4 protein-coding genes are annotated in these 12,318 nt (G+C 71.4%); 3 read left to right on the plus strand and 1 reads right to left on the minus strand.

Annotated elements, in window-relative coordinates:
* Nucleotides 1–318 precede the first annotated feature (318 nt).
* On the plus strand, nucleotides 319–9,654 hold the full coding sequence (locus ACFWF2_RS23950) for a fatty acid synthase subunit beta domain-containing protein (RefSeq protein WP_379309680.1): 9,336 nt from the start codon (nucleotides 319–321) through the stop codon (nucleotides 9,652–9,654).
* Between the two features lie 11 nt (nucleotides 9,655–9,665).
* On the plus strand, nucleotides 9,666–10,103 hold the full coding sequence (locus tag ACFWF2_RS23955) for a holo-ACP synthase (RefSeq protein ID WP_189032848.1): 438 nt from the start codon (nucleotides 9,666–9,668) through the stop codon (nucleotides 10,101–10,103).
* 14 nt (nucleotides 10,104–10,117) lie between these two features.
* Here ACFWF2_RS23955 and ACFWF2_RS23960 read toward each other — a convergent pair whose 3' ends face one another.
* The gene (locus tag ACFWF2_RS23960; RefSeq protein ID WP_229740149.1) at nucleotides 10,118–10,735 is read right to left on the minus strand and encodes a TetR/AcrR family transcriptional regulator; all 618 of its coding nucleotides are present in this window, start codon (nucleotides 10,733–10,735) and stop codon (nucleotides 10,118–10,120) included.
* A gap of 286 nt (nucleotides 10,736–11,021) precedes the next feature.
* On the opposite strand from ACFWF2_RS23960, the gene ACFWF2_RS23965 reads away from it, so the two are divergent.
* On the plus strand, nucleotides 11,022–12,257 hold the full coding sequence (locus ACFWF2_RS23965) for a hypothetical protein (protein WP_379309681.1): 1,236 nt from the start codon (nucleotides 11,022–11,024) through the stop codon (nucleotides 12,255–12,257).
* Nucleotides 12,258–12,318 lie beyond the last annotated feature (61 nt).

Raw genomic sequence — 12,318 nt, forward strand, 5'->3', positions numbered from 1 at the left:
TGGGGCGGCATGTCGTACTCGTCGGTAACACGACCTGGGGTTATAACGATTTGGTAACCCTCAATGTGAGGGCCACTCATGTTTGCGAAGCGAAGTAACAGGTCCCACCTGCGCGTTCAAACATGAGGCGGGGTCACGTTTCAGATAATTCTGGTACGGGCGTGCAGAAATACTCGGCGGTAGCTGTCGTGGGGGCGAGAAACGTGAGGCTTTCCTCATGATTTTGTGCGATCGTGGCTTTCAACAGGCCCGAGGGGCTGCCGGATACGTGTGCGTGCCGTCGGTGGGCGGAGCGCCAGGAGAAGGAAGTCGAGCGTCTTGACGATCAACGAGAGCACCGAGATGGGCATGGAGTCGACCGCGAAAGCTGGTGGTCGTGGCCAGGCATCGGGTGTCCGCGCGGCGCTGGTTGAGCAGCTGCGCAACGGGGCCGGGTATGCGTTGGCGTTCGGTGGGCAGGGTGCGCAGTGGCTGAGCGAGCTCGAGGAGATCGGTCGCGACAGCGCGCTCGAGCCCGAGCTGACCGCACTGGTGCACGAGGCCGCGGCGCTGATCGAGCCGGTTGCGGCACAGTTGCTGGTGGTGCGTCCCGGTGGCTTCGACCCGATGGGCTGGATGCTCGAGAGTGAGCTGGACGAGCCGGAGGAGCCCTCGTCGGTGCCCGCGGACTCGGTGCTCCGCTCGGCCGCCGTGTCGATGCCCGGCGTGCTGCTTGCCCAGCTCGCGGCCACCAGGGCGCTGCGTCTGCAGGGTCTCGACACGGCCGAGCACCCGCCGGTCGCGATCGTCGGGCATTCGCAGGGTCTGTTCGCCGCCACCGCGGTGGAGGCGGGCGGCGCGCGTGACGCGGAGCTGCTGGCCATTGCCCAGCTCGTCGGCGCCGCCGCCGGGCTCGTCGCGCGCAGGCGCGGGCTGATGCCGGTGGGCGAGCGTTCGCCGATGGTCGCGGTGTCCAATGTCGATCCCGAGCAGCTGCGGGCGATCGTCGCCGAGGTCGCCGAAGGTGTCGACCCCGCGCTCGCCGCGGTGGTGTCGATCCGCAACGGCCGCAGGCGGGTCGTGCTGTCGGGCGCCCCCGCCCAGCTCGATCGGGTGCGGGCCAAGTGCGCGCAGCTGCACGACGAGCAGACGCGCGAGCGCGAGAGCAAGATTCGCGGCGGTGCGGTGTTCGCGCCGGTGTTCGAGGACGTCGCCGTCGACATCGCCTTCCACCACCCGGCCCTGGCCGAGACCGTCGACCTGGTCGCTGGCTGGGCCCGCCAGTGCGACCTCGACGCCGAGCTCGCCGCCTCGCTGACCCAGCAGATCCTGGTCGACTCGATCGACTGGGTCGCCACCGTCGACGCCGTCGTCGAGGCGGGCGCGGAGTGGATCCTGGATCTCGGCCCCGGCGACCTGCTCTCGCGGGTCACCGGCGGTTCGCTCAAGGGCACCGGCGTCGGCGTGGTCGCCGCCGCCACCCGTCCCGGCCAGCGCAGCCTGCTCACCCCCGGCGCGGCCCCCGAGGCCGCCACCCCGTGGTCGGCGTTCGCGCCCAAGCCGGTGCGGCTGCCCAACGGCCGCATCGTCGTGGAGACCGCGTTCACCAAGCTCACCGGCCGCTCGCCGATCCTGCTCGCCGGCATGACCCCGACCACCGTCGACGCGAAGATCGTCGCGGCCGCGGCCAACGCGGGCCACTGGGCCGAGCTGGCCGGTGGCGGTCAGGTCACCGAGCAGATCTTCGCCGACCGGATGACCGAGCTGCGCCAGCTGCTGCAGCCGGGCCGCGCGGTGCAGTTCAACTCGCTGTTCCTCGACCCCTACCTGTGGAAGCTGCAGCTGGGCGGCAAGCGCCTGGTGCAGAAGGCACGCGCGGCGGGTGCGCCGCTGGACGGCGTGATCGTCACCGCGGGCATTCCCGAGCTGGACGAGGCCGTCGCGCTGATCGAGGAGCTGACCGAGGCGGGCATCAGCCACGTCGCGTTCAAGCCGGGCACCGTCGCCCAGATCCGCGCGGTGCTGCGCATCGCCGACGCCGTGCCGGACTACCCGGTGATCATGCACATCGAGGGCGGCAAGGCCGGTGGGCACCACTCCTGGGAAGACCTGGACGACCTGCTGCTGGCCACCTACGCCGAGCTGCGTAACCGCGCCAACGTGGTGGTCTGCGTCGGCGGCGGCATCGGCACCCCCGAGCGGGCCACCGACTACCTGACCGGCACCTGGGCCACCAACCACGGCTACCCGATGATGCCGCTGGACGGCGTGCTCGTCGGCACCGCCGCCATGGCGACCCTCGAGGCGACCACCGCCCCCGAGGTCAAGCAGCTGCTCGTCGACACCCCCGGCACCCCCGACTGGGTCGGCGCCGGCACCGCCTCCGGTGGCATGGCCTCGGGCCGCAGCCAGCTGGGCGCCGACATCCACGAGATCGACAACGCCGCCTCGCGCACGGGCCGCCTGCTCGACGAGGTCGCCGGTGACGCCGAGGCCGTCGCCGCCCGGCGCGAGGAGATCATCGCGGCGCTCGACGCCACCGCCAAGCCCTACTTCGGCGACGTCGCCACCATGACCTACCAGCAGTGGCTGGAACGCTATGTCTCGCTCGCGGTCTCGAGCGAGGTCCCGATCTCGTTCGACTGCGGCAGCGACATCGGCGACGCGATCCGCGACGCCACCCGCTCGGACTGGCTCGACATCAGCTGGCGCGACCGGTTCGCGGAGATGATGCGGCGCACCGAAGCCCGGCTGCACCCCGCCGACAGCGGCGAGATCGAGACGCTGTTCGCCGACGACGAGGCCTTCGAGCACCCGGTGCAGGCGCTGTGCGCGCTGAAGAAGGAGTACCCCAGCGTCGCCGAGACCGTGCTGCACCCGGCCGACGTGCCGTTCTTCGTCTCGCTGTGCAAGACGCCGGGCAAGCCGGTGAACTTCGTGCCCGTCGTCGACGCCGACGTGCGTCGCTGGTGGCGCTCGGATTCGCTGTGGCAGGCCCATGATCCGCGCTACTCGGCCGATCAGGTGTGTGTCATCCCCGGCACCGTCGCGGTCGCGGGCATCACCCGGGTCGACGAGCCGGTGGGCGAGCTGCTCGACCGCTTCGAGCAGGACACCGCTTACAGCCTGGTCCGGGCTGGCGTCGTGCCCGCCCCGGTCGACGCGCGCCGCGTCGCCGGTGTGGTGACCGGCCCGATCGACACCGTGCTCGCCGCCCCCGACGTGCAGTGGGCCGGCCGCACCACCGTCAACCCGGTGCACCGCCTCGGCGCCGTCGGCGAGTGGGTCGTGGAGCAGGGGAGCGCGGTGCATCAGGGCACCGGCGCGACGCTGACCGAGATCTCCGGTCCCGAAGCCGATTTCGGCTACGTCGAGCTGGCCGTGCCGCTGCTGGGCCGGGACGCGGTGAAGATCCGCATCACCGTGCCGGTGAGCATCTACTCCGGTGGCGCGCCGGTGATCACCGAAGCCGATGCCGAGACCGCCATGTCGGCGCTGCTCGGCGTGGCCGCCGGTCAGTCGCTGCCCGAGGTGAAAGCCGGTGTGGCGCACCTCAACCTGGCCTGGATGCCCGACCTGGTCGCCGACCACGCCGGTGTCACCGGTTCGGGTCTGCCCACCACGCTGAGCACCCTCGGCCGCACCGCGCCCGACGTGCTCGTCGGCGCCTGCTGGCCCGCGGTGTTCGCGGTGCTCGGCGCGGCGCGTACCGCACACAACGGTTCGGTGATCGAGGGCATGCTGGATCTGGTCCACCTGGACCACCAGATCGAGCTGCTGAACGAATTGCCCACGGAGACCGGCATTCTCGTGGTGCGCGCCGAGAGTGGCGCCGTCGTCGACACCGACATGGGCCGGGTCGTCGAGGTGGCCGTCACCGTCGGCCTGATCCTCGATCAGGGGCTCGAGGCGGCACCGCTGGCCCGGCTGGTCGAGCGGTTCGCCATCCGCGGCCGCAACGGCGCGGGCGAGCTCACCGATCCGCCGCGCGCGGCCGGTGCGGTGTCCGACGACGCCACCGACACCCCGCGCCGCCGTCGCCGCGACGTCACCATGGCCGCCCCGCGCGCCATGCACGCCTTCGCCGCCGTCTCCGGCGACCACAACCCGATCCACACCTCCGATGCCGCGGCCAAGCTGGCCGGACTGGGCAGCCCGATCGTGCACGGCATGTGGCTCTCGGCCGCCGCCCAGCACGCGGTGGTCGCGGTGGATCCCGAAAGCTCCGTTCCCGCACGCACTCTCACGGCATGGACCACCCGGTTCCTGGGCATGGTGCGCCCCGGCGCGACCGTGGACGTGCGGGTGGAGCGGATCGCGGTGGACGCGGGCAGCGAGATCGTCGAGGTCTCCTGCCGCGTCGACGGTGACCTGGTCATGACCGCGACCGGGCGCACCGCCGCCCCGAAGACCGTCTACGCCTTCCCGGGCCAGGGCATCCAGCGCAAGGGGATGGGTCTGGACGCGCTGACCCGCTCGAAGGCGGCCAAGCAGGTGTGGGAGCGTGCCGACGCGCACACCCGCGAAGCCCTCGGTTTCTCGATCCTGGCGGTGGTGCGCGACAACCCGACCTACCTCAAGGCGCGCGGTGTCGAACACCGCCACCCGGACGGCGTGCTGCACCTGACCCAGTTCACCCAGGTCGCCATGGCGACCCTCGGCGTCGCCCAGGTCGCCGAGCTGCGCGAGGCGGGCGCCTTCGTCGAGGGCGCGATGCTGGCGGGTCACTCGGTCGGTGAGTACAACGCGCTCGCCGCCGTCGCCGGAGTGCTGCCGCTGGAGGCCGTGCTCGAGGTGGTGTTCCAGCGTGGCTCGGCCATGCACGAGCTGGTCCCGCGCGACGCGCAGGGCCGCAGCGACTACCGGATGGCCGCCATCCGCCCGTCGCAGATCGGGCTGCCGGATGCCGAGGTCATCGACTTCGTCGACGGCATCGGCGCGGCCACCGGCGAGTTCCTCGAGGTCGTGAACCTGAACCTGCGTGGCTCGCAGTACGCCATCGCGGGCACGGTCGCCGGGCTCGAGGCGCTCGAGACCGAGATCGACCGGCGCCGTGCGGAATTCGGTGGCAAGCGGGCGTTCATCCTGGTGCCCGGCATCGACGTGCCGTTCCACTCCTCGGTGCTGCGCGACGGTGTCCCGGAGTTCCGGCACAAGCTCGAGCAGCTGCTGCCGACCGAGGTGCGCCCGGAGGTGCTCGTCGGCCGCTACATCCCGAACCTGGTGCCGCGCCCGTTCTCGCTGGAACGTGAATTCCTCACCGAGATCGCCGAACTCGTGCCGTCCGAGCCGCTGGCCGCGGTGCTGGCCGACTTCGACAGCTGGGCGGCGCGCGAGGCCGAACTGTGCCGCGTGGTGCTGATCGAGCTGCTGGCCTGGCAGTTCGCCAGCCCGGTGCGCTGGATCGAGACCCAGGACCTGCTGTTCACCGATCCCGCGCACGGCGGCCTCGGCGTGGAGCGGTTCGTCGAGATCGGCCTCGGCGCCACCCCGACGGTGGCCAACCTGGCCTCGCAGACGCTGAAGCTGCCCGCGTTCGGCGGGGCGACGGTCGAGGTGGTCAATGTCGAGCGCGACGCCGCGGTCGTCTACGCCACCGACACCGATCCCGCCCCGGTCGACGACGACATCGAGGAGACCCCGGCCGAGGCGCCGGCGGCAGCCCCTGCCGCCGCACCGGTTGCCGCGGCACCGGTCGCCACCGGTGGCCCGCGTCCCGACGACATCTCCTTCTCCGCCGCCGACGCCACCCGCGTGCTCATCGCGCTGTGGACCAAGCTGCGGCTCGACCAGATCGGCCCGGTCGACACGATCGAAGGCCTCTGCGACGGCGTGTCGTCGCGCCGCAACCAGCTGCTGGTCGACCTCGGCTCCGAGCTCTCGCTCGGCGCCATCGACGGCGCCGCCGACGCCGACATGGGCGCTCTGTCGGCCACCGTCGAGCGCCTGGCGCGCACCTACAAGCCGTTCGGCACCGTGCTCACCGATGCCATCGGCGACCACCTGCGCAAGGTCTTCGGCCCCTCCGGCAAGCGGCCCGCCGCCATCGCCGACCGGGTCAAGAAGGTCTGGGAACTGGGCGACGGCTGGGCCAGCCACGTCACCGCCGAGGTCTCGCTCGGCACCCGCGAAGGCGCCAGCGTGCGCGGCGGTGACCTCGGCGGGCTCGTCGGCGGTGCGCTGAGCGACGCGGCCTCGGTCGACGCGGCCATCGACGCCGCCGTGCAGGCGGTGGCGTCGCGACGCGGTGTCGCGGTCTCGCTGCCCTCGGCGGGTGGCGCGTCCGGCGGCACCGTCGACGCGGCGGCGCTGGGCGAGTTCACCGAGCAGATCACCGGCCGGGACGGCGTGCTCGCCACCGCCGCCAGGGTCATCCTCGAGCAGCTCGGCCTCAGCGAGCAGGTCAGCGCGCCCGAGGCCACCGAGGACACCCTCGTCGACCTGGTCTCGGCCGAACTCGGCACGGACTGGCCGCGGCTGGTCGCCCCGGCGTTCGACGCCCGCAAGGCCGTCCTGATCGACGACCGCTGGGCCACCGCCCGCGAGGACCTGGCCACCATGTGGCTCGGCGACGACGCCGCCACCGCCGAGCAGCCGATCGCCGGCTACGTCGGCGCGGGCGAAGCCGTTGCCGCGCAGGCGAACTGGTGGCGTCAGCGGGCCATGCACGAGGCCCGCTCGGTGCTGGCCGGCGTGTATGCCCAGATCGCGGAGGCCGCGCTCGACACCACCGATGGCGGTCTGTGGTCCGACGACGTCGCCGTGATCACTGGCGCCAGCAAGGGTTCCATCGCGGCCGCGGTCACCGGCAAGCTGCTCTCCGGCGGTGCCACGGTGGTCGTCACCACCTCCCGCCTGAACGACGAGCGGCTGCGGTTCTACCGTTCGCTGTACCGCGACAACGCCCGCCACGGCGCGGCGCTGTGGGTGGTCCCGGCGAACATGGCCTCCTACCAGGACCTGGACGCGCTGATCGACTGGGTCGGCACCGAGCAGGTCGACAACGCGGGCGGCGCCAAGATCAAGGTCAAGGACGCCATGACCCCGACGCTGCTGGTGCCGTTCGCGGCACCGCGCGTCGCCGGTGATCTCGCCGACGCGGGTGCCCGCGCCGAGATGGAGATGCGGGTCCTGCTCTGGTCGGTCGAGCGGCTGATCGGCGGCCTGTCCGCCCTCGGCGCCGACCACGACGTCGACGCGAAACTGCATGTGGTGCTGCCGGGTTCGCCCAACCGTGGCCTCTTCGGCGGCGACGGCGCCTACGGCGAGTCCAAGGCTGCGCTCGACGCCGTGGTCACCCGGTGGCGGGCCGAGAAGTCGTGGTCGGCGCGGGTCACCATGGTGCACGCGCTGATCGGCTGGGTGCGCGGCACCGGGCTGATGGGCCACAACGACCCGATGGTCGAGGCCGTGGAGAAGGCGGGCGTGCACACCTGGTCGACCACCGAGATGGCCGACGAGCTGCTCAAGTGGTGCACCTCGCGGGCCCGTCAGGTGACCGAGACCGGGCCGCAGCAGATCGACCTCACCGGTGGTCTGGCGCGCGCCAAGCTCGACCTGCCCGCGCTGGCCAAGCAGGCCCAGGAGGCCGCGGCCGCGAGCGAGGAGGAAGCGGCCACCGCCGCGACCATCGCCGCGCTGCCCGCGCCGCCCACCCTGAGTTCGGCACTGCCCGTGCCGGAATGGGGGGCGGTGACCGCCGACCTCAGCGACATGGTCGTCATCGTCGGCGCCGCCGAACTCGGCCCGTACGGTTCCTCGCGCACCCGCTTCGAGATGGAGGTCGAGGACAAGCTCTCCGCCGCCGGCGTGCTCGAGCTGGCCTGGACCACCGGTCTGATCCGCTGGGAGAACGACCCGAAGCCGGGCTGGTACGACACCGAATCCGGGGACTTCGTGCCGGAGGGTGAGCTGGCCGAGCGCTACCACGACACCGTCGTCGAGCGCTGCGGCGTGCGCCGCTACGAGGACGACGGCGCGATGCTCGACAACGCGGCGCCGCTGCTGACCTCGGTGTTCCTCGACCAGGACCTGACCTTCACGGTCGCGGGCAAGGCCGAGGCGCGTGCCTTCCACACCGCCGATCCCGAGCACACGGTGATCAGCCCGGTCGCGGAGTCGGGCGACTGGACCGTCACCCGTCAGGCGGGCACCGAGATCCGGGTGCCGCGCAAGGCGAAGCTCTCGCGCGTCGTCGGTGGTCAGATCCCGACCGGCTGGGACCCCACGATCTGGGGCGTGTCCGCCGATATGGCCGCCTCGATCGACCGGGTCGCGCTGTGGAACATCGTCTGCACCGTCGACGCGTTCGTCAGTGCGGGCTTCAGCCCCGACGAGCTGATGAGCTGGGTGCACCCGAGCCTGGTGGCCAACACCCAGGGCACCGGCATGGGCGGCATGTCCTCGATGCGCTCGCTCTACGTCGACAACCTGCTCGGCGAGCCGCGCCCGAACGACATCCTCCAGGAGGCACTGCCCAACGTCGCGCTGGCGCACGTCGTGCAGTCCTACGTCGGCAGCTACGGCGCCATGGTGCACCCGGTCGCGGCGTGCGCCACGGCGGCGGTGTCGGTGGAGGAAGCCGTCGACAAGATCCGGCTCGGCAAGGCCGAGGTCGTGGTCGCCGGTGGTTACGACGATCTCGGCATCGAGGGCATCGTCGGATTCGGTGACATGTCGGCCACCGCGGACTCGGCGGCCATGCGCGCCAAGGGCATCAGCGACCGCTACTTCTCCCGCGCCAACGACCGCCGTCGCGGCGGGTTCGTGGAATCGCAGGGTGGTGGCACCGTGCTGCTGGCCCGCGGTGACGTGGCCGTGGAGATGGGTCTGCCGGTGCTCGGTGTGCTCGCCTTCGCGCAGTCCTTCGCCGACGGCGTGCACACCTCCATCCCCGCGCCGGGTCTCGGTGCGCTGGGTGCGGGCCGCGGTGGTAGCGGCTCGCGCCTGGCCGCCGAACTGCGCAAGCTCGGTGTCACGCCCGACGACATCGCGGTGATCTCCAAGCACGACACCTCCACCGCGGCCAACGACCCCAACGAGTCGGAGCTGCACGAGCGGCTCGCCGGCGCGCTGGGTCGCACCGACGGCGCTCCCTTGTTCGTGGTCTCGCAGAAGAGCCTCACCGGCCACGCCAAGGGCGGCGCGGCGGCCTTCCAGCTCATCGGCCTGTGCCAGGTGCTGGAAAACGGTGTGGTGCCGCCGAACCGGAGCCTGGACTGTGTCGACGAGAAGATGGCTGCCTACCCGCACCTGGTGTGGGCGCGCGAGCCGCTGCGCTTCGGTGACAAGTTCGCGCTGAAGGCGGGTCTGGTGACCTCGCTCGGCTTCGGCCACGTGTCCGGTCTGCTCGCGGTGGTTCATCCGCAGGCGTTCCTCGCCGCGATCGAGCCTGCTGCCAGGGCCGAGTACCAGGAGCGGGCGCAGGCGCGTCAGCTCGCGGGCAGGCAGCGCTTCGCCGAGGCCATGTGCGGCGGCGCGGCGCTGTACGAGAAGCCTGCGGATCGCCGCCTCGGCGCCGACGGCACCCCGGCCAAGCAGATCCGTCAGCTCGAGGCCGACATGCTGCTCTCGCCGGAGGCGAGGCTCGACAGCGAGGGTGTGTACCGGGCGAACGGATGGGGTTGCGGCGCAGGACAGCTCGGTTCTGCTCCGCAGTCGACCGAAGCGTCGTAGGCTGCCGCTTCGTGACGATTCTCGGTATCGGTTTGGACTTGGTGACCATCTCCGAGTTCGCCGAGCAGCTGCAACGGTCGGGGACGACGATGCTCAGGGAGAGCTTCACCGCTGGTGAACGCCGCTACTGCCAGAGCAAGCAGACGGACCCGGCCCGCAGCTTCGCCGCACGCTGGGCCGCGAAGGAGGCGGTGCTCAAGGCTTGGGCATCGTCTCGCTTCGCGCGCAGCCCGCAGATCGGGGACAACCCGTATCCGCTGATCGAAGTCGTCAACGACGCGTGGGGCAGGCCGAGCATCAAACTGCACGGCCTGGCCGCGGAGTTCCTGCCCCGCGCGCGAGTCCACCTGTCGCTGACCCACGACGGCGACACAGCAGCCGCCATGGTGGTTCTGGAAGACCCGGGCGAACTGGCCGACCTCATCGAGGGTCGGGAAACCACCCGCTAGAGATCGCGGACCGCTCAGTCTTGGGCGGTCCGCGATTCCTTTTCCGCCACAAGAAGGTATGCGACCATCAGGCGCTTCAGCTCGGCGACGGCGTCGGCGTTGGACTGCTCGTCCTGCACGGAGAAGTTCAGCATCGAGTAGACGACGTGCACGAGCACCTCGGCCATCATCGTGCGCCGGGCGCGCGGGGTGCGCGGGGTCAGTGGCCGCAGCATCTGCGAGACCACCTCGGCGAATTCCTTCTCGTGCAGCGCGCCCGTCGCCCGGGTGGACGGGGTCGACTGCATGGCCAGCCACACCTCGCGCCGCGAGGGATCGGTGGTCCACAGATTCGCCAGATGATCGACGAACTGGTTCATGTGCCGCAACCAGTCCAGCGAGGGGATCTCGCCGTGGAAGTCGGCCAGCTCACGGGAAACCGCAACCAGGTCTTGCCGATTGAGCTCGCAGACGATCACGTACTTGTTGGCGAAGAACTGGTAGAGCGTGCCGATCGGCACCTCGGCGCGCTGCGCGACCTCTTCACAGGTGAACGATTCGAAGCCGACCTCGACGAGCAGTTCCCGCGACGACTGCAGCAGCGCGTCGAACTTGCGCTTGCTGCGCTCCTGGGTCGGCCGCTTACGCGGCATCAGCTCCTGCGGGTCGTCCTGCAACTCCAGCGCAGGGTCCGGACGGCTCTGCTTGGACCGGGCCTGCGCGTGTACTTCCACCCATCCAGGCTAGCGGTATACACACATCCGCGACACGCGTCTACCGACAGCGTGTCAACAACTGGGAGATTTTCCTCCCATCCGGGCCCGGGCTGGTGACGAATCATCAGATGAGCGTGCGTGCATCCGCACGCTAATTCGCGGTGATCTCTCGCCGCAACCGATCTACCGCGAAGTTATCTGCCCCCGTGGGAAGGCAAGACTTGTGGCTGCAGGATCTGTGATCACTCTCGGCGTCAGCACCGAGCGAGGCGCCGTGCACGCGGTGGCCTTCGCGGAGGCGGGCGACACGCTCACCGACCGGATGCTGCTGCGGCGCACCGTGCGTGCGGGCGGGGACAGCAAGGCGGAGATCGCCGCGGCGGTGCAGGTGGCACTGGACACGATGGCCGCCGAACTAGACGACGAGTACGAGATCGCCGGAGTGGCAGTGAGTTACCGCGATGCCGTCGAGCGGCGCGCGATCGTCACCCGGCTCGCGGCCACCCAATGGCACACGGCCTCACTGGTCTCGGCCAAGTCGGCGCACCTGTTCGTCGCGGGCGCGATGACCTGGCTCGACGAATTCGACAACCTGCTGGTCTACGAGGCGGTGCCCGGCTACCAGGCGATGACACTGCTCGACCCCGGCAGGCACCGGGTGCTCGCCGCCTACGCGCAGACCGGCGCGCCTACCCCCGACGCGCTGCGCACTGGGGTGTCGGCGGCCTGGGATCAGTTCGAGGCGGCCTCGGTGCGGCCGGGCGCGGTGGTGCTCGTCGGCTCGTCCGCCGACGCACCCGCGGTGCGCGAGGCGGCCGCCGGATTCGGCGTGCCGGTGCTGCCCTGCCGGCTGGCGCCGTTCGCCCCGGCCGCCGGTGCCGCGCTGGTCGCGCTCGGTGACGCCGCCGACGTGCCGGTCGCGGTCGCGGCGCACTCCACGCGGGGCGCGGCGATGGTCGTCGCGGCCGCGAGCCTGCTGGCGGGTGGTCTGGTCGCGGGCGGTGCGTACGCGGTGATGAACGACGGGACGCAGGGGGTCGACAACACCGCGGTGTCGTCGGAGCCGGGTGCGAGCCCCGCCGGTTCGATCGCGCCGCGGGTCCCCGGCATGCACGAGACCGCCGACACCGGTCCGGCGGAGACCGGCTCGGCCGGCGGTATCGGCTCCGGCAGCGGGCTGGAGGTGAGCCCGGCGACCGAGCCGACGGACACCTCGCCGTACGAGACGGTGTCGCCCAACCCGCAGCTGATCGACCCGAGCCAGTTCCCGCTCGGTTACCCCACCCAGCTGTACGGCGATGCGCCGCAGGATGACCCGCTGCCCCTGGAACCGGCGGCCCCGGTCGTCCCGCAGACTCCCGCCGCGGCGCCGACCCTGCCGGGCACCGGAATCCCGATGGGGATGCAGCCCGCCCAGGCGCCGATGCCGGAGGGCCCGCGCACGGAATCGGCCGACTGACACCCGCATCCGGCAACGGCCGAACGAGTCAGCGCCCGCGAGGGGCCGCGCGATACACCTG

Source organism: Nocardia sp. NPDC060259 (assembly GCF_042728775.1).
GTDB lineage: Bacteria > Actinomycetota > Actinomycetes > Mycobacteriales > Mycobacteriaceae > Nocardia.